This window comes from Pseudomonas sp. Pdm06 (assembly GCF_014851795.1).
Classification (GTDB): Bacteria; Pseudomonadota; Gammaproteobacteria; order Pseudomonadales; family Pseudomonadaceae; genus Aquipseudomonas; species Aquipseudomonas fluorescens_AA.
The window spans coordinates 15,949-40,733 of record NZ_JACVAH010000022.1 but is presented as its reverse complement, the minus strand read 5'-3'; the positions used below and the strand labels follow the sequence as shown (position 1 = coordinate 40,733).

General features: G+C 61.7%; 20 protein-coding genes. 5 read left to right on the top strand and 15 right to left on the bottom strand.

The window, feature by feature from the left end:
• Positions 1-198 precede the first annotated feature (198 nt).
• Both IB266_RS27965 and IB266_RS27960 read left to right on the top strand, forming a co-directional pair.
• The gene (locus IB266_RS27965; protein WP_092172386.1) at positions 199-618 is read left to right on the top strand and encodes a pilin; all 420 of its coding nucleotides are present in this window, start codon (positions 199-201) and stop codon (positions 616-618) included.
• A gap of 287 nt (positions 619-905) precedes the next feature.
• Positions 906-1,259, top strand: a complete 354-nt coding sequence (locus IB266_RS27960; protein ID WP_103310593.1) for a BON domain-containing protein — start codon at positions 906-908, stop codon at positions 1,257-1,259.
• Positions 1,260-1,595: 336 nt separating this feature from the next.
• Here IB266_RS27960 and IB266_RS27955 read toward each other — a convergent pair whose 3' ends face one another.
• From IB266_RS27955 to dksA, 14 genes are all read right to left on the bottom strand, one after another.
• Positions 1,596-1,892 carry a DUF2845 domain-containing protein gene (locus IB266_RS27955; protein WP_060740581.1) on the bottom strand — a complete coding sequence of 99 codons (297 nt, stop codon included), beginning with the start codon at positions 1,890-1,892 and terminating at the stop codon, positions 1,596-1,598.
• 1 nt (position 1,893) lies between these two features.
• Complete coding sequence (locus tag IB266_RS27950) at positions 1,894-4,827, bottom strand: DUF748 domain-containing protein (RefSeq protein ID WP_192263734.1); 2,934 nt, start codon at positions 4,825-4,827, stop codon at positions 1,894-1,896.
• A 121-nt stretch (positions 4,828-4,948) separates the two neighbouring features.
• The gene (locus tag IB266_RS27945; protein ID WP_060740583.1) at positions 4,949-5,965 is read right to left on the bottom strand and encodes a class I SAM-dependent rRNA methyltransferase; all 1,017 of its coding nucleotides are present in this window, start codon (positions 5,963-5,965) and stop codon (positions 4,949-4,951) included.
• Between the two features lie 158 nt (positions 5,966-6,123).
• The gene (gene acs, locus IB266_RS27940; protein WP_060740584.1) at positions 6,124-8,061 is read right to left on the bottom strand and encodes an acetate--CoA ligase; all 1,938 of its coding nucleotides are present in this window, start codon (positions 8,059-8,061) and stop codon (positions 6,124-6,126) included.
• A gap of 200 nt (positions 8,062-8,261) precedes the next feature.
• The gene (gene pgi, locus IB266_RS27935) at positions 8,262-9,926 is read right to left on the bottom strand and encodes a glucose-6-phosphate isomerase (protein ID WP_060740585.1); all 1,665 of its coding nucleotides are present in this window, start codon (positions 9,924-9,926) and stop codon (positions 8,262-8,264) included.
• A gap of 329 nt (positions 9,927-10,255) precedes the next feature.
• Positions 10,256-11,116 carry a pantoate--beta-alanine ligase gene (panC, locus tag IB266_RS27930; protein ID WP_192263731.1) on the bottom strand — a complete coding sequence of 287 codons (861 nt, stop codon included), beginning with the start codon at positions 11,114-11,116 and terminating at the stop codon, positions 10,256-10,258.
• Positions 11,113-11,913, bottom strand: coding sequence for a 3-methyl-2-oxobutanoate hydroxymethyltransferase (gene panB, locus IB266_RS27925; protein ID WP_072411753.1), 801 nt, complete (start codon positions 11,911-11,913; stop codon positions 11,113-11,115). The genes panC and panB overlap by 4 nt, the downstream gene beginning before the upstream one ends.
• A gap of 365 nt (positions 11,914-12,278) precedes the next feature.
• Complete coding sequence (gene folK, locus IB266_RS27920) at positions 12,279-12,764, bottom strand: 2-amino-4-hydroxy-6-hydroxymethyldihydropteridine diphosphokinase (protein WP_192263729.1); 486 nt, start codon at positions 12,762-12,764, stop codon at positions 12,279-12,281.
• 3 nt (positions 12,765-12,767) lie between these two features.
• Positions 12,768-14,165: a polynucleotide adenylyltransferase PcnB gene (locus IB266_RS27915; protein WP_170842351.1), complete on the bottom strand. Its 1,398-nt coding sequence runs from the start codon at positions 14,163-14,165 to the stop codon at positions 12,768-12,770.
• 814 nt (positions 14,166-14,979) lie between these two features.
• A complete protein-coding gene (locus tag IB266_RS27910; protein WP_192263727.1) occupies positions 14,980-16,413 on the bottom strand; it encodes a sigma-54-dependent transcriptional regulator in 1,434 nt (477 codons plus the stop codon).
• A gap of 22 nt (positions 16,414-16,435) precedes the next feature.
• Positions 16,436-19,390, bottom strand: a complete 2,955-nt coding sequence (locus tag IB266_RS27905) for a sensor histidine kinase (RefSeq protein WP_162491245.1) — start codon at positions 19,388-19,390, stop codon at positions 16,436-16,438.
• Positions 19,374-19,550: a hypothetical protein gene (locus IB266_RS27900; protein WP_003176118.1), complete on the bottom strand. Its 177-nt coding sequence runs from the start codon at positions 19,548-19,550 to the stop codon at positions 19,374-19,376. The genes IB266_RS27905 and IB266_RS27900 overlap by 17 nt, the downstream gene beginning before the upstream one ends.
• A gap of 77 nt (positions 19,551-19,627) precedes the next feature.
• The gene (gluQRS, locus tag IB266_RS27895) at positions 19,628-20,509 is read right to left on the bottom strand and encodes a tRNA glutamyl-Q(34) synthetase GluQRS (RefSeq protein ID WP_192263726.1); all 882 of its coding nucleotides are present in this window, start codon (positions 20,507-20,509) and stop codon (positions 19,628-19,630) included.
• Positions 20,510-20,743: 234 nt separating this feature from the next.
• Positions 20,744-21,187: an RNA polymerase-binding protein DksA gene (dksA, locus tag IB266_RS27890; RefSeq protein WP_003205639.1), complete on the bottom strand. Its 444-nt coding sequence runs from the start codon at positions 21,185-21,187 to the stop codon at positions 20,744-20,746.
• A gap of 338 nt (positions 21,188-21,525) precedes the next feature.
• Here dksA and IB266_RS27885 point away from each other — a divergent pair, with 338 nt between their 5' ends.
• Positions 21,526-22,698 (top strand): pyridoxal phosphate-dependent aminotransferase, encoded by a 1,173-nt coding sequence (locus tag IB266_RS27885; protein WP_192263725.1) that lies wholly within the window; start codon positions 21,526-21,528, stop codon positions 22,696-22,698.
• Positions 22,698-23,453: a DNA/RNA nuclease SfsA gene (gene sfsA, locus IB266_RS27880; RefSeq protein ID WP_192263724.1), complete on the top strand. Its 756-nt coding sequence runs from the start codon at positions 22,698-22,700 to the stop codon at positions 23,451-23,453. The genes IB266_RS27885 and sfsA overlap by 1 nt, the downstream gene beginning before the upstream one ends.
• Here sfsA and IB266_RS27875 read toward each other — a convergent pair.
• Complete coding sequence (locus IB266_RS27875; protein WP_192263723.1) at positions 23,409-23,726, bottom strand: Rieske (2Fe-2S) protein; 318 nt, start codon at positions 23,724-23,726, stop codon at positions 23,409-23,411. The two genes, sfsA and IB266_RS27875, sit on opposite strands and share 45 nt — an antisense overlap.
• Before the next feature lie 176 nt (positions 23,727-23,902).
• Between IB266_RS27875 and IB266_RS27870 the strand changes: the two genes are divergently transcribed.
• Positions 23,903-24,781, top strand: coding sequence for a heme/hemin ABC transporter substrate-binding protein (locus IB266_RS27870; protein ID WP_192263722.1), 879 nt, complete (start codon positions 23,903-23,905; stop codon positions 24,779-24,781).
• The last annotated feature ends 4 nt before the right edge of the window (positions 24,782-24,785 follow it).

Sequence of the window (24,785 nt, the reverse complement as noted above, 5' to 3'; positions counted from 1 at the left end):
GACTTATAGCCTAGTCAAGCATCGACGCCAAACCAGCGAGCCAGGGTGACAAAAAACGTCAGATAGTGCGGTTGTTGAGGTAGGACGTCGCCGTTGTGCGGGTTCAACCCCTTTTATCGATGGCGCTTCAGGGTTGGCATGTGCCCTGCAATGGCCATTTCAGGTCATGAGATTTCGACTCATGCATGGGAGATGTCTATGAGTAAGCAAAAGGGCTTTACGCTGATCGAGCTGCTGATCGTCGTGGCGATCATTGGCATTCTGGCGACCTTTGCGTTGCCGCAATATTCCAGGTACCAAGCGCGAGCCAAGGCCACGGCCGGGTTGGCCGAAATCACTGCCTTCAAGGTGCCGTACGAGGACAATATGAATCGAGGGGTTGACCCTACGATCGCCAACATGGGCATCACCTCACCTACCAGTAACTGCACAATCACCATTACAGGCACGGCGGCGGCCGGAGCCGGCACGATTGCATGTGCTCTCCTGAATTCGCCAGCTCTCGTCCAGGGGAGGACGATTACACTCTCGCGTTCGGCTGCAGGTGTCTGGACCTGTGCTTCTACTGCTGCCCAGGAGTTCTTGCCGACTGGCTGTACCGGTGCTGCGAATCCATAACCCATCCCGGTTGACTCGGCCCCGCTTAAACACCGGGGCTTTTTTTATGCGCGTTGGAAATGTTCGGCAATTCAGGTGCTTAGCAGCTGAGCGAAACCCGCAACTTGCATGTAGAAAGTCACGGGGTCATGCATTTTGCATGATTTCAAAAATTACCGCTTCGCTTAACCTATTGATTTATAAGCAGTTTATAAATGTTTCAAAACTGGCACAGCCTTCGCACTACTCCTGATAACCCTGCCGGGATGCACCTCCGGCAGTTTCTGAGAAAAACAGGAGTTACTCGTATGAAGAAGTTCGCTATCACTGCCGCCGCTGCTACCGCACTGACCCTGACCATGGCTAGCGCATTCGCCGAGACCACTCAAGCAACTCAGGCGCCAATGATGCTGGCTGCGGGTGAAGTGACTGAGGCCAAGGAAGCCACCTCCGATACCTGGATCACCACCAAAGTCAAAGCTGACCTGGTCACCGAAAAAGGCATTCCAGGTACCGACATCAAAGTCGAAACCAACAAAGGCGTTGTGTCGCTGTCGTCCACTGTTGCCGTGACCGACGCCCAGAAAACCACCGCCGTGGCAATCGCCAAGAAAATCAAAGGCGTCAAGGCCGTATCGGCTGACGGCCTGAAAGCCGAGTAAGGCTAAGACTTCTCGCCTGGACTGGGAGAGGGCGCGGCAAGCGGGCTGAGTCATACGCTTGTCGTTGCTTTGGAGTTCATGCGAAAGGCCACAGGGACGTGGCCATTACAGGCCCCCGGCATTCGTGTCGGGGGCCTGTTCTATTGTGGGATACAAAGGCACCAGCGACGGTATAGGAGGCACGCCTTAGAAACCGAGTCGCCTGTTTCGCGAGCAAGCCCGCTCCCACATTTGATCGCATTCTTCTTGAACGAACTCGGTCTACTGTGGGAGCGGGCTTGCTCGCGAAGACGCCGGCACGATCAATACAAAAGCCGTTTTTTGTGCAGTGGCCGCTCAGCGCCCCCGCTTGCTGGTGATCTGCACCAGCCGATTCCCCTCGAAGCGCAGGTACTGATACATGCCGCTGTTGGGCCCGTAGGTCCATTCCTCCACCGGGTATTCTTCCCGGCGATTGACACTGCGTTTATAGCCCAGGTCATCCCGCGCCACAGGCTGCCCGCACTTTTGCAGCACTTCGCTGGAGCGGTCACCGACGCTGATCAACTGGCTGCCGCAGCGCAGCGTGTCAGCAGCCGAGGCCTGGCCGGCGGCGAGCAATAGACCCAGGCTGAGCCCGTACACACACTTCATGTCATTCAGCATCCAGGTGCAGAGGAGTGATTACGCGACCGTCGCTTTCGGCCTGGCCGAGGCTGGCGTCGATGAAATACACGCGGTCGTCGGCCAATTGGCCTTTGTCCACCAGGAAGTCCTTGATGCTGCTGGCCCGTTCCTGCCCCAGTTGACGCAATAGCACGTCGCTGCCGCTCCAGAACTTGATCACGCTTTCGCGCAGTTTCTCGATGCGCGCCTTTTTATCCAGTTGCGTCCATTCGGCAGGTGGCTGAGTCTTGAGGCGCGTGCGGTAGATGCCTTCGAGCAGGGGGGGCTTTTCATCCTCGGGCACCTGTATCAGCGAGGCCTGGGCCGGTACTTTGTCGCCCCGACGTTGCAGCATCTTGTAGTAGTTGTACTGGTATTCGCGTTCCAGGCGCTGGGCGGCGAGCAATGGACCGTCGCTGCCTTCGGCCGCGGTGCCTTCAATCTCCAGGCGCAGCTCCGGCCGTTTGGCCAGGGCTTCGGAGAGTTTGAGCAGCGTGCTTTCGTTGTCCTTGCTCAGGTCGCTGGAGCCCGGCGCAAACGCCACGCTGCCCAGGTCTTCCGAGCCGCCCCCGGCCACCAGCCCGCCGATGAGCTTGAATGGCGCCTGGGCCGCGCGGACCACCAGGTTGCGCAGGGTCTGCCAGACGATCGGCATGACGCTGAACTGCGGATCGTTGAGGTTGCCACTGACCGGCAGTTCGATGGAAATCTTGCCCTCGGAGTCCTTGAGCAGGGCGATGGCCAGCTTCAACGGCAGGCTCACGGCGTCCGGGCTGTCGACTTTTTCCCCCAACTGCAATTGTTCGACCACCACCTTGTTCTCCGCCTGGAGCTGGCCCTTGGTGATTCGGTAATGCAGGTCGAGATTGAGCCGGCCCTTGCGGATGCGATAGCCGGCGAACTTGCCGGAGTAGGGCGTCAGGGTCGTCAGCTCGACCCGTTTGAAACTGGTGGCGATGTCGAGGCTGGCCATCGGATCGAAGGGGTTTACCGCCCCCTTGATGGTGACCGGCGCGTAACGGTCGACCTTGCCCTTGACGTCCACGCTGGCCGGTTGGGCCTGGCGGCTGTCGATGGTGCCGATCTGGCCATTGAGCTGTTGAATGGCCGTGGCGAAATTGGGCGTCAGGCTGAAGTCGGCGAAGTTGGCCGAACCGTCGTTGATGGCGATGCCGCCGATGTGAATGCCCAGCGGTTTTTCCTGGGACTTCGGTTTTGCCGCGGTGCTCTTCGTGCCGCTGTCGGCCGGTTGCGGGATCAGCAGGTCATCGACGTTGGTGGTGCGGTCGTCGTTGATCATGAAGCGCACGTAAGGCTGGAACAGGTTGACCTTGTCGATGGACAGGCTGTCACCGTGCTGATAATTGAGGCCTTCGAGCACCAGACGCTGCCACTTGAGGAAGTCGCGGGTCTTGAGGGTGTCGAGGGTGTGCAACTGCTCGACCTGGGCGCGGCCGGTGACGGCGAATGCCAGTGGCTCGGTGCTCTTGAGGTCGACCGCCAGGTCACTGCCGAGCATCCCGGAGCGCAGTTCCAGGCGAATGAACGGGTTGATATACGACTGGGCGACGCGCAGGTCGATGTCCTGGGTCTTGACCTTGAGCCTGGCGCTGATCGGGTTCAGGTTGACCTCGCCATCGGCCAGGATCTTGCCCTGTTTGCCCAACCCGGTGTCCAGCTTGAGGGTAAAGGGCGAGCCGTTGAGGGTGTCGTAGTTCTGCAGGTCGAGGTTCAGCGGGCCGACCTCCAGGGCCACGGCGGGCTGCGCCTGGCGGTCGGCCAGGTGCACCTGGTAGTCGCGCAGTTGCACGTCCTTCAAGATCACTTGCCACGGTTTGCTGGGCGGTGTCGGTTCAGGTTTTGGCGAGTCGGCCGCCGCCGGGGCGGATGCCGGTTCCGCCTTGACCTGCGGTTTGGCTGGTTGGCTGGCGAAGAGCTTCTGCCAGTCCAGTTGCCCGTCCGCCTCGCGAGCGGCCCAGGTTTCCAGCTTCTGGCTGCGGATCTTGCCGACCACCACTTGCTGCTTGGCCAGGTCCACCGTGGTTTCGCTCACATCCAGGCGTTCGAGTTTCACCAGTGGGCGGCCATCGGGGGCCTTGATGGCCAAGGGCGCGACACTGAGCGCGACGTTGTTGAGCAGCAGTTCGGTGCCCTTGGCCAGGTTGAGCTTGTAGTCGGTACTGAGGTTCAGGACACCGTTTTCCAGCACAAGCGGTACGGCGTCGCGCACATAGGGCCACCAGGCTTTCATCTGGCCGCCAGTGACTTTGAGCGTACCTTGGGAGGCAATCGGTGTGAGGCTGAAATTACCGGTCCAGTCGACCTGTCCACCTTCGGGGCCGGCGGCCACCAGGGTCATGTCCGCATTGTCGTCGGGCAGGGTGCTGAGGTTCTTCAGCTCGAAATCGAGGGTGTCGTAGAGAAACTCGATGGGCTCACTGGGCCGCAGGTCCTGGAAATGCACGTAGCCGCCGGCCAACTTGATTCGATCGACCCGCAGGGGAAACGGCTTGGCCTCGGGATCGGCGGGCGTCGGTTCGCTGGCCGGCAGCTTGAACAGGCCTAGCAGGTTTAACTGGCCGTCCTTGGCGAACACCACTTCGGTCTTGGGCTTGTCCATCTCGATGTCGACCAGGTGCAGGGCGCCGGACCACAAGCTGTCGAGTTGCAAATTGGCGTACAGCCGTTCGAAGCCGACCTGCTCCTTGCCTGGTTCGCCGATATTCAGGCCCCAAAGGGTCACTTCAAGGCTGAAGGGATTGAGTTCCACACGCTGGATCTGCGCCGGCACTGTCGCATGGGCGGCCAATTGCTGGTTAGCGATGCGCAAGGCGATGCCTGGCAAAATCAGAAAACCCAACAGGCTGTAGAGGGCCAGTGCGGTCAACAGGGCGCCGAAAGCGCGGATCAATCCTTTGGGCATGTGCGGTTTCATCTTGATGTGAATTCGGAGTGCCTTGGAGTATGGCATGCGTTTACGGTTCCGAAGCCACTGTGATTTATGAGAATTGTCTGGTTTTCTCGGTGAAAATTCCGACGCGGGCCTAGAACTGGAGGATCAACGTCTTGAGCGGTGGCTGCCGGTCCAGGGAAGGGAAATCGCTGCCGGGCGTCAGCACGCTCCACTCGCGCACCGGGCGACCGGCTTTTTCCGCGCAACGCAAGACCTGATCGCGCCAGTCGTCCATGGACACTTTTGCCAGGTTGTTGCAGCAGATCAGCACGCCATTGTCGGCGGTGGTGAGCAATGCCGGCTTCAGCAGGCTTTGGTAGTCGCGCAACAGGTCGACGGTGCCGAACGCACTTTTGGCCCAGGCCGGTGGATCGAGCAGCACCAGGTCGTACTGGCGTTGTTCCAGGCGCACGTAGCTGGGCAGTTTTTGCCCACGGCGTTGGCTGATGGGCAGGCCGGCCAGTTGGCGAATCGCCGGGAAGTAATCCGACTGCACGAACGCCATCGGCGGCAAATCGGGGTTGAGCAGACCGTTTTCGCGGCCCACCGCCAGGTTGCCTTCGGCGAAGTCCAGGTTGCACACCTCCCGCGCGCCACCGGCCGCTGCGCTCAGGCCGACGCCGCAGGTGTAGGCGAACAGGTTCAACACGCTTTTGCCGCGGCTGTGTGCCTTGACCCAGCCCCGGGCGTTGCGCAGGTCGAGAAACAGCAGTGGATCCTGCCCGGCATGGCGGCCGCGAACGCGATAATTCAAGCCCCATTCATGCCCGACCAGGTCTTGCAGGGCGGCTTCGTCAGCCTGATAGACCGTGTCCTGGCGGTCGACGCGCGAATTGCCCCGGGCGCGGTCGTTGTAGACCAACAGGGTTTCCAGGCCCAGCCGTTCGTTGACGATGCCGTGCAGTTGCAGCAGGTCGTCCCGCTCCAGTGATTGATGGAAGCTCTGCACCAGCAGTTGCGGGCCGTAGCGGTCGAGGGTCAGGCCGGGCGCGCCTTCCTGGCTGCCGTGGAACAGGCGATAGCAGTCGGTGCCTTGCTGATGCAGTTGGCCGAGCAGCTCCTGACGCTGGTCGAGGGCGGCGCGCAGCGCCTGATTCAAGGAAGACATGCCGGGCGCGCCTTAGAGAAATGAGGCGCGGGAGTTTAGCAGTTATGGCTGGCGTGGTCCCTGTGGGAGCGAGCTTGCTCGCGATGGTGGTCTTGCATTCAACATCGATGCAGACTGACAGGGCCCCATCGCGAGCAAGCTCGCTCCCACAGGAAACATCAGCGATTCAGGCGCTTGTCGATCAGCCCCTCCACCACGCTCGGATCGGCCAGGGTCGAGGTGTCGCCGAGGCTGTCGAGTTCGTTGCAGGCGATCTTGCGCAGGATGCGCCGCATGATCTTGCCCGAACGGGTCTTGGGCAGCGCGGGTGCCCACTGGATCAGTTCCGGTTTGGCGAAGCTGCCGATTTCCTTGCTGACGTGGGCCAGCAATTCCTTCTTCAGCTCGTCATTGGCTTCCACACCATTCATCGGCGTGACAAAGGCATAGATACCCTGGCCCTTGAGGTCGTGGGGATAGCCGACGACGGCCGCTTCGGCGATGTTGTCGTGCAGCACCAGGGCGCTTTCCACCTCGGCGGTGCCAATGCGATGCCCGGAGACGTTGATCACATCGTCGATGCGCCCGGTGATCCAGTAATCGCCGTCTTCGTCGCGGCGCGCGCCGTCGCCGGTGAAGTAATAGCCGGGATAGGGCTTGAAGTACGTGTCCACCATGCGTTGGTGGTCGCCATAGACACTGCGAATCTGCCCAGGCCAACTGGATTTGATCGCCAGTACACCACTGCCGGCGCCGCTGATTTCCTTGCCCACCTCATCCAGCAAGACCGGTTGCACACCGAACATCGGCCGGGTGGCGCAGCCCGGTTTGAGCCGTGGGGCGCTGACCAACGGGCTGAGCATGATGCCGCCGGTTTCGGTCTGCCACCAGGTATCGACAATCGGGCAGCGCTGTTCGCCTACCACGTTGAAATACCATTCCCACGCCTCCGGGTTGATCGGCTCACCGACGCTGCCGAGCAATCGCAGGCTTTTGCGGGACGTTTCCTGCAACGGTCCTGCCCCTTCACGCATCAACGCGCGCAGGGCGGTCGGTGCGGTGTAGAAGATGTTGACCTGATGCTTGTCGATCACCTGCCAGAAGCGCGAACTGCTGGGGTGGCTCGGCACGCCCTCGAAGATCAGCGTGGTGGCGCCGTTGGCCAGCGGGCCGTAGACGATGTAGCTATGGCCGGTGACCCAACCGACGTCGGCGGTGCACCAGAACACTTCGTTGTCGCGGTAGTCCAGCACGTACTTGAACGTCATCGCCGCTTGCAGCAGGTAACCGCCCGTGGTGTGCAGCACGCCCTTGGGTTTGCCGGTACTGCCGGAGGTGTAGAGGATGAACAGCGGGTCTTCGGCGTCCATCGGTTCGGGTGGACAGTCGTCGCTCATGTCGTGCATGGCCTGGTGATACCAGAGATCACGGCCTTCAACCCAGCCCACCTCGCCCTGGGTGCGCTCGACCACCAGCACGGTGCTGACGTTCGGGCAGCTTTCCAGGGCCTTGTCGACGTTGCGCTTGAGCGGTATGAAGCGCCCGCCACGCACGCCTTCGTCAGCCGTGATCACGGTGCGGCAATCGGCATCGAGAATCCGGTCGCGCAGGGAGTCCGGCGAAAAACCACCGAACACCACCGAATGCACCGCGCCGATGCGGGTGCAGGCGAGCATGGCGTAGGCGGCCTCGGGAATCATCGGCATGTAGATGCAGACCCGGTCGCCTTTCTTCACGCCGCGGCTTTTCAGCACGTTGGCCAGGCGGCACACATGGTTGTGCAGTTTCTTGTAGGTGATTTGCGCCGATTCGGCGGGGTTGTCGCCTTCCCAGATGATCGCGACCTGTTCGCCACGAGTGTCCAGGTGACGGTCGATGCAATTGGCGCTGACGTTCAGCTTGCCGCCGGCGAACCAGGTCGCGTCGCCGTTCTTGAGGTCATAGCGCTGGACGGTTTGCCAGGGCGTCATCCAGTCGAGAAAGCGTGTGGCCTGCTCGGCCCAGAAGGCGCTGGGGTGTTCGATGGATTCTTTGTAGAGCCGCTTGTACTCGTCCTGACTCAGTTGCGCAGCCCGGCGGACGGCATCGGCGTGGGGGTACTGGCTGATATCGAACATGACGGTTCCTTATTCTTGTTTTTGCGACAAGTCATAAAGATGCGCCGAGTAGCGGGAGGGTTCAAGTCATGCACAAACAACTGTGGGAGCGAGCTTGCTCGCGATGGCGGTGTGTCAGTCAACATGAGTGTCAACTGATCCACCGCCATCGCGAGCAAGCTCGCTCCCACAAAGGTCAGTACTTGGAGTGCGACCTACGATCAGCCGCGGTGACGCCCGCGGAAGTAGTTGATCAAACCCTGGGTCGAGGCATCTTCGGCCGGGTTTTCTTCGCTGCCCACCAGGCGGTTGTAGACGCCCTTGCCCAGTTCCTTGCCCAGTTCCACGCCCCATTGGTCGAAGGCGTTGATGCCCCAGACCACGCTTTGCACGAACACTTTGTGCTCATACAACGCCACCAGTGCGCCGAGGCGCCGTGGGCTGATGCGTTCGACCACCAGGGTGTTGCTCGGACGGTTGCCCGGGATCACCTTGTGGGAAGCCAGTTTCTGCACCTCTTCTTCGCTGGCGCCCTTGTCCCGCAGCTCGGCTTCGGCCTCGGCGCGGGTCTTGCCCAGCATCAGCGCCTGGCTCTGGGACAGGCAGTTGGCGTACAGCCACTGGTGATGGTCGGAAACCGGGTTGAAGCTGACGATCGGCACGATGAAGTCGGCCGGGATCAACTGGGTGCCCTGGTGCAGCAACTGGTGGTAGGCGTGCTGGCCGTTGCAACCGACGCCGCCCCAGATCACCGGGCCCGTGTCGGTCGACACCGGGGTCCCGTCCTGGCGCACGCTCTTGCCGTTGGATTCCATGTCCAATTGCTGCAAATGCTTGGTGATGTTACGCAGGTAGTGGTCGTACGGCAGGATCGCATGGCTCTGCGCACCCCAGAAGTTGCCGTACCACACGCCCAGCAGCGCCAGCAGCACCGGCATGTTCTGCTCGAACGGGGCGCTCTGGAAGTGCTGGTCCATGGAATAGGCGCCGGAGAGCAATTCCTTGAAGTTCGACATGCCGATGGCCAGGGCGATCGGCAGGCCGATGGCCGACCACAGCGAGTAACGCCCGCCGACCCAGTCCCACATCGGGAAGATGTTCTCTTCACGGATGCCGAAGGCCACGGCGGCGGCGTTGTTGCTCGACACGGCGATGAAGTGGCGATACAGCTCCGCTTCGGAACCACCCTGGGCCAGGTACCAGGCGCGGGCGGCCTGGGCGTTCTTCAGGGTTTCGAGGGTGTTGAAGGATTTCGACGAGACGATGAACAGCGTGGTCTCGGCGCGCAGCTTCATGGTCAGTTCATGGAACTCGCTGCCGTCGATGTTCGCCAGATAGTGGCAGCGAACGCCTTTTTGCGCGTAGGACAACAGCGCTTCAGACACCAGTTCCGGGCCGAGGAAAGAACCACCGATGCCGATGTTCACCACGTCGGTGATCGGCTTCTCGGTGTAGCCGCGCCACAGTCCGTCGTGAATGCGGCCGACCAGGTCAGTGATCTGGTTCAGCACTTTATGCACGTCCGGCATCACGTTGACGCCGTTGACCAACAATTTGTCGCCCACCGGCCGACGCAGGGCGGTGTGCAGGGCCGGGCGGTTTTCCGAGGCGTTGACGATTTCGCCCTCGAACAGCGACTTGATCGCACCCTTGAGGTCGACTTCGTTGGCCAGGCCCACCAGCAGGTCGCGGGTCTGGGCGTTGATCAGGTTTTTCGAGTAGTCGAGAAACAGGCCGCAGCTCGACAGGGTGAATTGAGTGAAACGCTGCGGATCGGCATTGAACGCTTCGCGCATGCTGAAATCCTGCATGGCTTTGCGGTGGTCATTCAGCGCTTGCCAGGCTGGCAGAGCGGTCACGTCATGAGGGGTTCGGTAATACGCCATCGCTGCGGGTTTCCTTTTTACTTGAACGACCTTTTGTACACTAAAAATTCCGGCGCGGCTCGAGGTGGGCATCCGGACACTGCACCGACATGATCGTCAGACGCAGGGCGACTACAGTAAACCTCGCGTCGCAATCTGTCTTGACTTTGTCTGACCGGTTCCCGGTACTTTTTTATACAACGGGGGTGGGAAGGGGCCGACAGACGGAGCGCAGATGACTCACTGTGGGAGCGAGCTTGCTCGCGATGGCGTCAGGTCAGCCGATATCGATGTCGACTGATGCATCGCTATCGCGAGCAAGCTCGCTCCCACAGGGTTTTTGTGATGTTTCAGGCGGGGGTGTCGAGGTCCAGATGCAGGTTGTCGATCAGGCGCGTGGTACCGAGGAAGGCGGCCACCAGAATCACCAGGTCGCGGTCCTCGCTCAACGCCGGGCGCAGGGTCTTGGCGTGACGGATTTCCAGGTAATCGGGACGCAGGCCGGCAGCTTCCAGTTGTTTGAGCTGTTCGCCGATCAACGCCGGGAAATCCCGCTGACCCTGTTTGATTGACTCGGCGATCTGGCTCAGGACGCGATAGACCACGGGCGCGACGGCACGTTGATCCGGGCTGAGGAAGCCATTGCGTGACGACAGCGCCAGGCCATCCTCGGCGCGGACGGTCGGCTCGCCGATGATCTGGATCGGCATGTTCAAGTCATGGACCAGGGCGCGGATCACCGCCAGTTGCTGGAAGTCTTTCTGGCCAAACACCGCCAGGTCAGGCTGGACCATGTTGAACAGCTTGCTGACCACCGTCGCCACACCCTCGAAATGCCCTGGACGGCTGGCGCCGCACAAGCCTTCGGACAATTGCGGGACGCTGACCCGGGTCTGTCCGGTCATTCCGTCGGGGTACATTTCTTCGACGCTGGGGGCGAACAGCAGATGGCAGCCGGCCTGGAGCAGTTTTTCCTGGTCGGCCGCCAGGGTGCGGGGGTATTTGTCCAGGTCTTCGCCGGCGCCGAATTGCAGCGGATTGACGAAAATGCTCGCCACCACGAAGTCGGCCCGTTGTGCGGCCTTGGTGACCAGCGCCACATGACCGCTGTGCAGGTTGCCCATGGTCGGCACGAAGGCGATGCGTTTGCCTTCGCCACGGGCACGGGCCACGGCGGCGCGCAGTTCGCGTACGGTTTTGACGGTGTTCATGCAGAAAATCCGTGTTCGGCACCCGGGAACGTCGCGGCCTTGACTTCAGCGACGTAGGTACTCAAGGCGCCCTGGATGGAGGTTTGCCCGGCCATGAAGTTCTTCACGAACTTGGGCACGCGACCGGTGATCGACAGCCCGAGCATGTCGTGGAGCACCAGCACCTGGCCATCGGTGGCGTTGCCGGCGCCGATCCCGATCACCGGGATCTTCACCGCCTGGGTGATTTCTTCAGCCAGCTCGCTGGGTACGCATTCGAGCAGCAGCATCGCCGCGCCCGCCTGCTCCAGCGCAATCGCATCGGCGCGCATCTGCCGCGCCTGGTTTTCATTGCGGCCCTGGACCTTGTAGCCGCCGAGGATATTCACCGCTTGGGGGGTCAGGCCCAGGTGCGCGCACACCGGAATGCCCCGCTCGGCCAGCAGCCGAATCGAATCGGCCAGCCACAACGCGCCTTCGACCTTGACCATGTGGGCACCGGCCTGCATCAGCATGGCGCTGTTGGTCATGGTTTGTTCGAGGGTGGCGTAGGCCATGAACGGCAGGTCGGCGAGGATCAGCGCATCGGTGTTACCGCGTTTGACGGCGGCCACATGGTAGGCCATCTCGGCGGTGGTCACCGGCAGCGTGCTGTCGTGACCTTGCAGCACCATGCCGAGGGAATCGCCCACCAGCAGCACTTCGACACCGGCCTCATTGCAGGCATGGGCGAAGGTTGCGTCATAGCAGGTCAGCATGGTGATTTTTTCACCTTTTTGCTTGAGACCTTGCAGCGTGGTCAGGGTAATAGCTGGCATGAAAAAGTCCTCATTAGGCGCTCGTGAATGACTGCGAGTAACGCGCATGATTCGTTATCTATACAGGCGCACCTTCTATGCGTGGTGCTTGTAAGGCCTGGATTGCGCCCTTTAGTGCCGCGTTGGCGGCAGCGGGACGCCTATAGTCGTGAGGAGCAATCGGGAAGTCAATTGGATGTGTTACCGGCGGGTGTTACCGGGGTTACTGATGCGTTTCAGCGTGGAGGCGTGTTTCGGATCTGACTGCCGGGTCCCGAAACCTGTGGGAGCGAGCTTGCTCGCGATGGCGGTGTGTCAGTCACCCCGGATGCTGGATGTGCCGACGCTATCGCGAGCAAGCTCGTTCCCACAGGGGATGGTCTTCGTCAGTGGGAGGGCAGGCGTTCCAGGCCGGCAAACGGGCACGCGGCAAGCAGGTCCTTGAGCAAGCGCCCATCGGCCAGGCGCAGGTCGGCGGGGGCCAGTTCGGCCAGTGGGTACAGGACAAAGGCCCGGGCCTGCATGTGGTAGTGGGGGACCTTGAGGCGGGGCTCGTCGATCAGGCGCTCGCCGAACAGCAGGATGTCCAGGTCCAGGGTGCGCGGCCCCCAGCGTTCGAGGCGTTCGCGACCCTGTCCGGTTTCGATGGCTTGCAGCGCATCGAGCAGGTCCAGCGGTGCCAGGTGGCTGTCCAGCGCCGCCACCGCATTGGTGTAGCGCGGCTGGCCGGGTAGCAGGGAATCGCTTTGATAAAACGCCGAGACACTCACCAGTTGGGTATCGGGCAATTGCGCCAGCGCCTGGACGGCACTGCGCAATTGTTCGGCGGGTTCGGCCAGGTTGCTGCCCATGCCGATGTAGATGCGTTCCATCGATTACTCGCCCGATGCGCTCGGTACACCGGCACGCTTGCGCTTGGCACCGCTGCTGCGGCGGCGCTTGCGTGGGCCGCTGGCGCCGTCATCCTTGCCGCTGAGCTCACGAATCATATCGCGGCGCTCGCTGTCGTTGGCGTCCTGGTAATCGGTCCACCATTCGCCCAGGCCATCGGTCTGCTCGCCCGCGCTTTCACGCAGCAGCAGGAAATCGTAGCCAGCGCGGAAACGCGGGTTGTCCAGCAGCAGGTCGGCACGTTTGCCGCTGCGCCGTGGCAGGCGCTCCTGCATGTCCCAGATCTCGCGGATCGGCATCGTGAAACGTTTTGGAATGGCGATGCGCTGGCACTGTTCGGCGATCAGCTCGTGGGCGGCTTCCTGCATCGCCGGGATCGGCGGCATGCCACGGTCTTGCAGGCGCAGCACCCGGGCCGGCAGGGCAGGCCAGAGCAAGGCGGCGAACAGGAACGCCGGTGTCACCGGCTTGTTCTGCTTGATGCGCAGGTCGGTGTTGATCAGTGCTTCGCTGATCAAGGTGTGGGTGTAGGTCGGGTTGTGCTCCAGGGCCTCGGCGCTGGCGGGGAACAGCGGATCGAACAGCTGCAGGTCCACCAGCATCTCGAAGGTGTCTGCCGCATTGCCTGACAGGAACAGTTTGAGCACTTCCTCGAACAGGCGCGCCGAGGGGATTTCCCGCAGCATGGGCGCCAGTTCGCGAATCGGCACGGCGCTGTGTTTTTCGATGCCGAAATCCAGCTTGGCGGCGAAACGCACGGCTCGCAGCATCCGCACCGGGTCTTCCTGGTAGCGCTGCTTCGGATCGCCGATCAGGCGGATCAGACGATTGCGAATGTCGTGTACGCCGTTGGCGTAATCGAGGATGCGTTCGCTGACCGGATCGTAATACAGGGCGTTGATGGTGAAGTCGCGGCGTTGCGCGTCTTCTTCCAACGTGCCGTAGACGTTATCGCGCAGGATACGTCCGCTCTCGTTGCGGGAAGACTGGTTGCTGTCTTCCTCTTCATCGTTTTGCGGATGATTGGCGCGGAAGGTTGCCACTTCGATGATCTCGCGGCCGAAGTGGATATGGACCAGCTTGAAGCGCCGGCCAATGATCCGCGCATTGCGAAACTCGGCCCGTATCTGTTCCGGCGTGGCGCTGGTGGCGACGTCGAAATCCTTGGGGGTGATGTTGAGCAGCATGTCGCGCACGCAGCCACCGACCAGGTAAGCCTGGTAGCCGGCGTTCTGCAAACGTTCGACGATGTTCACCGCATAACGGCTGAACTGGGCCTTTTGCAGCGAATGCTGGCCGCTGTTGAGCACTTCAGGCGTGCTGCGAATGTGTTGCGTACGACGCAAGGGAGAACGGAATGACTGGAACAGCTTCTTCAGCATGGGATGCACTGTTTGAAGGAATATTCGGCCAAAAACGAAGAATGACCGCATGATGGGCGGGGATTCTAGCATTTAGTCGAGGGATGGTGTAGGACGCAGGCGTTTGAGCTGCAAGCTTCAGGCGACAGGCTTGTAGGCTGCGGGGGAGGCGGAACGACAGAAACCACAAGGGGAGCCGAAGCTCCCCCAGAATTAGTTGCGTGCTCTGTTTTTATTATTGGTTTCGGGCTTCTTGTTTTTGTTGAGTGCCCGCGCCACGAGGTTTTCCCTTCGTGACCCTCCCAATCGGGAGTCAAGAGCAAACGGATTGCTTTGGTCGCTGTGTTGCAGTGATCAATCGATCCAACCAGTTCAGGCACCTGTCTTGAGACAGTTTTTATTGTTCTCGGCCTGGTTGTGGGGCAAGCCCCAAATACAACGCCTCTCCAAAAGAATCAGTTAGCTGCGCCTCTCGCCGTCTTGTTTTTATTGTGCGTGAGTCGATTCGTCTTATTTTTATTGTCTTGTGCATTGCTTGTTATTGTTCTTGTACCAAAGCTATAGCAGGGTGCGTGCCAACTTTTGCGAAACCCAGATAAACCGGGGGTTCTATGGTTATAGCCATTTTCCCGAGGCGAAAAAAAGCCGGGGTTTCGTTACCGTAAACCCCGGCTTCTGTTACGTGAAAAAGACTGGGGTAACAGTTTTTTCACATCCCCTGTGTACGCAGCGGGTTTCCCTTGTGGGAGCGGGCTTGCTCGCGAATGCGGTGTGTCAGTCGAATTTACGCTACCTGACACGCCGCATTCGCGAGCAAGCCCGCTCCCACACTTCCTCAGCTTTCGCTGGTCGCCCCGGTCTTGCGCCGTGGAATGCCCAGGCGCTGGCGCCGTTCCCACAGGCACTTGCGGCTGACGCCCAGCTTGCGTGCCAGTTCGGTCTCGGTCATGTGGTCCTGGTGCTCGAGGACGAAATGCTGGAAGTAGTCCTCCAGGGACAGGTCTTCGGTGGGTTCGTGGCTGGTGTTGTTGGCAGCGCCGCCCTGTTGCGGGGCCAGGCCGATGAATTCTTCGTCGTCCAGGTCACTCAGTTCGATGTCGATGCCCAACAGGTCGGCAGAGATTTCCGGGCTCTCGCACAGGATCACCGCCCGCTCGACCGCGTTTTCCAGCTCCCGAACGTTACCCGGCCAGGCGTAATGACGAATGGCCTGTTCGGCGTCCGGGGCGAACTTGAGGTCGGTGCGGTTGACCCGCGCACTCTGGCGGGCCAAAAACGCCTGGGCGATTTCATTGACGTCCGCGCCACGCTCGCGCAAGGCAGGGAGCTTCAAGGCGATCACGTGCAAGCGGTAATACAAGTCTTCGCGAAACTGGCCGATTTTCGCCAGGCTCTTGAGATCACGGTGGGTGGCCGCGATCAGGCGGACATCGACCTTTTGCGACTGCACCGAGCCAACCCGGCGGATCTCGCCTTCCTGAAGTACCCGCAGCAACCGCGCCTGGGCCTCCAGTGGCAGCTCGCCGATTTCATCGAGGAACAACGTACCGCCGTCCGCCGCTTCCACCAGCCCGGCACGCCCGGCGCTGGCGCCAGTGAACGCACCTTTCTCGTGACCGAACAGTTCGGACTCGATCAGGCTCTCTGGAATTGCCGCGCAGTTCACCGAGATCATCGGTGCCTTGGCTCGGCGCGACAGGTTGTGCAGGGCGCGGGCCACCAGCTCCTTGCCGGTGCCGGACTCGCCCTGGACCAGGACATTGGAGTCGGTCGGCGCCACTTTGCGGATCTTGCTGTACAGGTCCTGCATGGGCGGGCAGGAACCGATGATGCCAATCTCGCCATTATGGTTGCTGGCCCCGACTTTCGCGGAGGCGCTGGCCTTGCCGACGGGTTCCGCCGGGTTGCTGGTCGCCGCCTGTCGGTCACGCAGGATGCGGGCCACGGCCTGGAGCATCTCGTCGTGGTCGAACGGTTTGGCGATGTAGTCCACCGCGCCCATTTTCATGGAGTCGACCGCCGAGCGCAGGCTGGCGTAGCTGGTCATGATCAGCACCGGCGTGCCCTGGCCGAGCTTGATCAGCTCGGTCCCCGGGGCGCCAGGCAGGCGCAGGTCGCTGACAATCAGGTCAAACGTGGGGATGCTGAAACGTTCTTGTGCTTCCTGCACTGAACCGGCTTCGCTGACCTGGTACTGGTTGCGTTCCAGCAGGCGGCGCAAGGCGGAGCGGATAATTGTTTCGTCTTCGACGATCAAAATGTGCGGCATTGATTCGATTCTCTCGACGGTCTCAGTTCACAGCGGACGTCGCTTCGACATGACGCGGCAAGGTCACCCGGATACGGGTGCCGCGTTGGCTCTGAACATCGGCCGGGCTGTCGATGGTGATTTGTCCATAATGCTCTTCAACGATGGAATAGACCAGTGCGAGGCCCAGACCGGTGCCTTCGCCAGGATCCTTGGTGGTGAAGAAGGGTTCGAACAATCGGTCCATGATGTTCTGTGGGATACCGCTGCCTTCGTCTTCGACGATCAGGTCGACCGTGTGTTCGAAGGCTTCGCTCTTGACCCGCACCGCGCTGCCGGCCGGTGAGGCGTCCCGCGCGTTGGAGAGCAGGTTGATCAACACCTGGGCGAGCCGCTGGGGATCACCATCGACCCAATGGTCCGGGTCGCACAGGTTGAAGAATTGCACCTCGAAATTGCGCCGGTTGAGGGCCAGTAGACCAATGGCGTCCTGGGCCACTTCGGCCAGGCAGACGGGCTCGTCATTGTGCTGGTGACCGCCGGCATGGGCGAAGCTCATCAGCGACTGGACGATGCGCGACACGCGCTTGGTCTGTTCGAGGATCTGGCCGCTGATTTCCGTCAACTCGCCATCGTCCTCGCGCTCTTCGCGCAGGTTCTGCGCCAGGCAGGCGATGCCGGTGATCGGGTTGCCGATTTCGTGGGCCACCCCGGCGGCCAGCCGGCCAATGCTTGCCAGTCGTTCGGAGTGGACCAGCTTGTCTTCGAGCATCTGGGTGTCGGTCAGGTCTTCCACCAGCAGCACCAGGCCGCTGTTGCCCGGTGCCAACGGCTCGTCGATCGCCGCTTTGTGCAGGTTCAGCCAACGGGTCTGGCCGTCGAGGGCCAGGTGCTGTTTGTGCAGATGCTCGTCAGGCAGGTCGATGAAGCCTTGCAGCAAGCCTTTCCATGGCTCGCCCAGGGTGCTCAGGCGGGAACCGACCACGCGCTGGGCGGCGATCCCGGTCAGTTCTTCCATGGCCTTGTTCCACATCAGGATTTCCTGGTCCTTGGCCAGGGAACATACGCCCATCGGCAGTTCTTGCAGAGTCTGGCGGTGGTAACGGCGCAAGGCGTCCAGTTCGGCGGCCAGGCCGGTGAGGCGCGAGTGGTAATCCTCGAGGCGGCTTTCGATGAAGTGGATGTCTTCGGTGACATAGTTCTCGCCGCCGGCCTTGTAGGGCAGGAACGTCTCGACCATGTCCTGGGCCACGCTGGGACCCATCAGGCCGGACAGGTTGGCCTCGATTCGGTCCCGCAGGCGACGCAAGGCATACGGGCGGCGTTCATCGAAGGGCAGGTAAAGGTCACGCAGGGCCTGTTCGACTTCCTTTTGCGCGGCTTTGGCGCCCAGGGGCTTGGCCAGTTGCGTGGCGAACTCCTGGGGCGAGGCGGCGTGGAGTTCACGGCGCTGCGGACGACGAACATTGTCGACCGCACAGGCTTCGGCGGCGCTGGCCTCTTCGCTGCTGGCGTTGGTGAACAGCGAGATCAGGGTGAACATCAGCACGTTCGCTGCCAGGGAGGCGATGGCCGCCATATGCCAACTGGTGTCGTCGAGCACGTAGATCATGTTCAGCAGCGGAATATAGAAACCCTGCAAGTTGCCCATCAGCGGCAGCAGCATCGCCACCAGCCACACCAGGATCCCCGCCAGCAGGCCGGCGATGAAGCCGCGGCGGTTGGCGGTCGGCCAATACAGCACCGACAGCACGCCGGGCAGGAACTGCAAGGTGGCGACGAAGGCGACGATGCCCAGGTTGGCCAGGTCCTGCCCGTCGCCCAGCATCAGGTAGAAACCGTAGCCGGCCATGATAATTGCGACGATCAGCGCCCGTCGGGTCCATTTCAGCCAGCGGTAGATGTTGCCTTCGGCCGGTGGCTGGTAGAGCGGCAGCACCAGGTGGTTGAGGGCCATCCCCGACAAGGCCAGCGTGGTGACGATGATCAGGCCGCTGGCCGCCGACAGGCCGCCGACGTAGGCCAGCAAAGCCAGGGCCTTGCTGTTGGCGGCGATGCCGATGCCCAGGGTGAAATATTCCGGGTTGGTGCTGGCGCCCAGCTTCAAGCCGGCCCAGAGGATCAGCGGCACCGCCAGGCTCATCAGCAGCAGGAACAGCGGCAGGCCCCAACTGGCGCTCACCAACGAGCGCGGGTTGAGGTTCTCGGTAAAGGTCATGTGGTACATGTGCGGCATCACGATGGCCGAGGCGAAGAACACCAGCAACAGCGTGCGCCACGGGCCTTCCTGCAAAGGCGTGTGCAAGGCGGCGAGGGCGGTCTGGTTCTGCAGCAGCCACACTTCCAGCTGTTGCGGACCGTCGAACACGCCGTACAGGGCATAGAGACCGACGCCGCCGATGGCAATCAACTTGATCACCGACTCGAAGGCGATCGCGAACACCAGGCCTTCGTGTTTCTCCCGCGTGGCGATGTGCCGGGAACCGAAGAAAATCGTGAACAGGATGATCAGCACGCAGAAACTCAACGCCACCCGGTGCTGCACCGGCTCGCGGGTCAGGATGCTGATGGAGTCGGCCACGGCCTGTATTTGCAGGGCCAACAACGGTAATACCCCGACCAGCATGAAGATCGTGGTCAGGGCGCCGGCCCAGGTGCTGCGAAAGCGAAAGGCGAACAGGTCGGCCAGGGAGGACAGTTGGTAGGTGCGGGTGATTTTCAGGATCGGGTAGAGCAACACCGGCGCCAGCAGGAACGCGCCCGATACACCGAGGTAACTGGAGAGGAAACCATAGCCGTACTGATAGGCCAGCCCGACCGTGCCGTAGAACGCCCACGCACTGGCATAGACACCCAGCGACAGGGTGTAGGTCAGCGGGTGGCGGATGATCGCCCGGGGAATCATGCCTCGTTCGCTGATCCAGGCCACGCCGAACAGCACCGCCAGGTAGGCAGCGCTGATCAGGATCATCTGGGTCAGGCTAAAGCTCATCGGCATCTTTTTGGCTCTGCAGGATGAAGGTCACGACAATCAGGATCAGCCAGAGCAGATACGGCCGATACCAGGCACCCGTGGCATCGATCCACCAATCCATGATGGCCGGGGAGAACAAATAAATCCCCACTACCAGGAGCAGGACCAAGCGATAGATATACATCCCGGCCTCTCTAATTTATGTGCGTGCCCGAAAACGTGCGGCGATGGTAACGGATGGGCGCCAAGCTGCAAGGGCCGTCAACGTATTTGCGCTTCGGGCAGGCTCAGTGTGCGCGGGATCTTGCCCGCGTCCCAGTGGCGAATGCCCCAGGCCAGCAGTTCCCGTGGGCTGGCGTCGACCAGCTCGAGGCCCGGTTGCTGGCCCAGCGCGCGCAACGCCCGTAGCAGCAGCGGTGTGGCCTGGTCGGCCGCCAGTGGCGGTGAACGGTAGGATTTGCCGAGCTTGTGCCCGTCGGGCTGGGTGATCAACGGCACGTGCAGGTAACGCGGTTGTGGCAACCCGAGCAGTTCTTGCAGGTAGAGCTGGCGCGGCGTGGAGTCCAGAAGATCGGCGCCGCGCACGATATCGCTCACCCCTTGCCAGGCGTCGTCCAGGACCACGGCCAATTGATAGGCATGGAGTCCGTCGCGGCGGCGGATCACGAAGTCACCGACTTCACGGCCCAGGTGCTGGCGGAATTCGCCCTGGACCCGGTCGGTGAAGTGGTACTCAAGCTCGGGGACGCGCAGGCGGATGGCGGCGTCTTCGGTGCCGTGCCCGGCATTGCGGCACAGGCCCGGATAAATGCCCTGGTACGCCTCCAGTTGCTTGCGCGAACAGGTGCAGGCATAGGCCAGGCCTTGGCTGAACAGCCGGTCGATGACTTGGTCGTAGGCGTCATGGCGCTCGCTCTGGCGAACCATTTCGCCGTCCCATTCAAACCCGTAGCTTTCCAGCGCCTTGAGAATCGCCGCTTGCGCCCCCGGTTCTTCCCGGGGTGGGTCGAGGTCTTCCATGCGCAGCAACCAGCGCCCGTCCACGGCCCGGGCATCCAGGTACGATGCCAGTGCGGCGACCAGAGAACCGAAATGCAGGTGGCCGCTGGGGGTGGGGGCGAAGCGTCCGATGTAGGCAGTCATAGGGTGAATGTTACTGGGTCTGGGCGGTGGGCATGCAATCTCGACAACAAAACATATCCCCTTGTAGGAGCGAGCTTGCTCGCGATAGCGGCCTGTCAGCCACATCACTGTTGGCTGATCCACTGCTATCGCGAGCAAGCTCGCTCCCACAGGGGGGGCATCGAAGCTTGGAGACAATATCGGAAACAAAAAACGGAGCGTATGAACGCTCCGTTTCGGTAACAGCCCCGGCGATTACTTGCCGACCTGTTTTTCCTTGATTTCCGCCAGGGTCTTGCAGTCGATGCACAGGTCGGCGGTCGGTCGGGCTTCAAGGCGACGAATGCCGATCTCGATGCCGCAGGACTCGCACCAACCGTATTCTTCGTCTTCGATCAGTTGCAGGGTCTTGTCGATTTTCTTGATGAGCTTGCGCTCACGGTCACGGGCGCGCAGTTCGAGGCTGAACTCTTCTTCCTGACTGGCACGGTCGGCCGGGTCGGGGAAGTTGGCCGCTTCGTCTTTCATGTGATCCACGGTGCGGTCGACTTCCTGCATCAAGTCCTGTTTCCACTTGTTCAGGATCTTGGTGAAGTGCGCGCGCATGGGGGCGCCCATATACTCTTCGCCAGCTTGCGGGACGTAAGGCTCAAACCCGCTGAGCGACTGATTTTGATTTTGCTTTGCTTGGGTGGGCATGAATGGACCGCCTCTACTCTTGTAATCCACTACGCAGGATTGCTCCATCACCGACACCTGCCGGCCCTGCGGCTGCAAGCGGGCGAACTTACCAGATCAAATCGGGCCGCGCTACTCCCGGTTGTCGAGCCTGCGGCGGCCGGGGTCTGTAAAGTGTGGCCGGGTTCGCTTCGGTGGGTATGTAAACCTGCTCAATGCTTGATTCTAGTCAAGCCTGGGCCAATCGCGGGAGTCATTTCCTGCAATTCGAGGGCTCAGACCGCTTTGGTCTCGCGCGTGTTCCCGCAGTTGTTCCCGAGTTGGGTAGAATCGGTTCTTTTTCCCTTGAAGGAAGGCCAATGGCTCAGCCCTACAGTGCGCGCAGCCGCGCCATCGAACCTTTCCATGTGATGGCGCTGTTGGCTCGCGCCAACGAACTGCAAGCCGCCGGGCATGACGTCATCCACCTGGAGATCGGCGAGCCGGACTTCACCACCGCCGAACCGATCATCCAGGCCGGCCAGGCCGCGCTGGCGGCGGGCAAGACCCGTTACACCGCGGCCCGTGGGATTCCTGAGCTGCGCGAAGCCATCTCGGGTTTCTATGGCCAGCGCTACGGGGTGGACATCGATCCTCGACGGATCATGATCACGCCGGGCGGTTCCGGCGCGTTGCTGCTGACCAGCGCCTTGCTGGTGGACCCGGGCAAGCATTGGCTGTTGGCCGACCCCGGCTATCCGTGCAACCGTCATTTCCTGCGCCTGGTGGAAGGCGCGGCACAACTGGTGCCCGTGGGGCCGGATGTGCGCTACCAATTGACGCCGGACCTGGTGAACCGTCATTGGGACCAGGACAGCGTCGGTGCGTTGGTGGCCTCACCAGCCAACCCGACCGGGACGATTCTCACCCGGGACGAGCTGGCAGGGTTGTCCAAGGCCATCAAGGGCCACAACGGCCATCTGGTGGTGGACGAGATCTATCACGGCCTGACCTATGGCACCGACGCCGCCAGTGTGCTGGAAGTCGACGACGACGCCTTTGTCCTTAATAGTTTTTCCAAGTATTTCGGCATGACCGGCTGGCGGCTGGGCTGGTTGGTGGCTCCTTCGGCGGCCATCGGCGAGCTGGAAAAACTTGCGCAGAACCTCTACATCAGTGCGCCGAGCATGGCCCAGTACGCCGCCCTGGCCTGTTTCGAGCCCGCCACCATCGAAATTTTCGAGCAGCGGCGGGCCGAGTTCGCGCTGCGCCGCGACTTTCTGCTGCCGGCCTTGCGGGAGTTGGGCTTCGGTATCGCGGTGGAGCCGCAAGGGGCGTTTTACCTCTATGCCGATATCAGCACCTTCGGCGGCGATGCCTTTGCGTTCTGCCAGCATTTCCTGGAAACCGAACACGTGGCCTTCACCCCGGGTCTGGATTTCGGTCGTCATCAGGCCAGCCACCATGTGCGGTTCGCCTATACACAGAGCTTGCCGCGGCTACAGGAAGCGGTGGCGCGAATTGAACGTGGACTGCGGAGCTGGCAAGGCTGATGCGTTTTTCCCCTGCGTTGGAAGAAGGTCGTCTGATTCGACGTTACAAGCGTTTTCTCGCTGATATCGAGACCATTCACGGCGAACTCCTCACTATTCACTGCCCCAACACCGGTTCGATGCTCAACTGCATGGCTGAAGGCGCGCGCGTCTGGTTCAGTCGCTCCAGCGACCCCAAGCGCAAGTTGCCCGGCACCTGGGAGATCGGCGAAACCCCTCAAGGGCGGCTGGCCTGCATCAATACCGCAAGGGCCAACGCCTTGGTCGAAGAAGCCTTGCGCGCCGGGGTCATCAGTGAGCTGAACGGGTTCACCGGGCTCAAGCGTGAAGTGGCTTATGGCGTGGAAAACAGCCGCATCGATTTTCGCCTGGACTACGCCCAAGGCTCGGCCTGGGTCGAAGTCAAAAGTGTCACGTTGGGTTTCGATGGTACCCAGGTGGCGGCGTTTCCCGATGCGGTCACGCTGCGCGGAGCCAAGCACCTGAGGGAGCTCGCCGGCCTGGCCCGGGAAGGTGTGCGGGCGGTGCAGCTGTATTGCGTGAACCTGAGTGGCATCGAGGCCGTGCGCCCGGCACACGAGATCGACCCGGTATACGCCGCAGCCCTGCGTGATGCGGTGGCGGCGGGGGTGGAAGTGTTGGCCTACGGAGTGACGTTGACGCCCGAGCAGATGTGGGTGGACCGTGCGTTGCCAGTGTTGCTCGAACCGCTACCGTTCGACCCAGATGCCTTGCTCGTCCTCCCGGCTGTCTAGCGCGGCCAGGAACTGACCGGCGCAGGGGCCGGCCACGCATTCACCGCTCTCGATCAGGAACAGCGCGCCGTGAGTGGCGCACTGGATCAGGCTGGCGCTGGGGTCGAGGAACTGGTCGGGTTGCCATTCCAGCGGCACGCCCCGGTGCGGGCAGCGGTTGAGATAGGCATATACCTGGCCGGCGCGTCGCACGGCCAGCACCTTGCGCCCATCGAGGTCGAAACCGCGACTGCCGTTGTCGGGCAGTTCGGCGGCGGTACAAAGAAACTTCATGTGTGTCTCTATATGTCTGTCGGAGTGAGCGTCTGTGGGAGCGAGCTTCATGTAGCAAAAGATCCACGCTTGACGGTCAAATGAAAACAATTATCAAATGGCGCCTCCTTCGCAGGTGGTTGAGGATACTTGGCCCGGCCCGGTCCTGCGAAAAACTTCTTTGAGGAAGCTGCCCGATGCGCCTGAACATCCGCGTTGTTGCGCTCTGTGTCGCTCTGTTGGTCAACCAGGGGGCCAGCGCGGCTGAATCGCCGCAGCGTTGGGTCAGCGCCGGCGGCGCCTTGTCCGAGTGGGTCAGTGCGCTGGGGGGTGAGTCGAAACTGGTGGGCGTGGACACCACCAGCCAGCATCCTGAATCCTTGCGGGCCCTGCCCAGCATTGGCTATCAGCGACAACTGTCCGCAGAGGGCGTATTGAGCCTGCGTCCGCAGATCCTGGTGGGTACCGAGGAAATGGGGCCGCCACCTGTGCTGGCGCAAATCCGCAGCGCCGGCGTAAAGGTCGGATTGTTCTCGGCCACGCCAGACCTGCCGACCCTGCAGGGCAACTTGCAGCACCTGGGGCAATTGTTGGGGGCGCAGGCCGAGGCGACACGGTTGTTCGACCATTATCAGGAACAGCTCACCCAGCAGCATGCCCGGGTGACCGAGGCCCAGCGCAAGCAAAAGGCTCCCGGCGTATTGCTGTTGGTCGGCAGTTCCGGTGGCAAGCCGCTGGTCGCTGGCAAGGGCACGGCTGCCGATTGGCTGTTGCAGCAGGCCGGCGGTCACAACCTGGCGACCCACAGCGATTACAAGTCTTTTTCTGTGGAAACCTTGGCCGGCCTGAATCCTGAAGTGCTGGTCTTCGCCGACCGTGCCTTGAGTGGCGAAGAAGCCCGTGCGGCGCTGTTCAGGGAAAATCCGATTCTTTCCTCGACCCGGGCCGCCAGGGACGGGCGCATCATGGAGCTTGACCCGACGCTGTTGGTGGGCGGATTGGGCCCGCGGTTGCCGCAAAGCCTGGTGAAACTGACGGCAGGCTTTTATCCGGCTGAGCCGGCCGCGGCGCCATGACTTC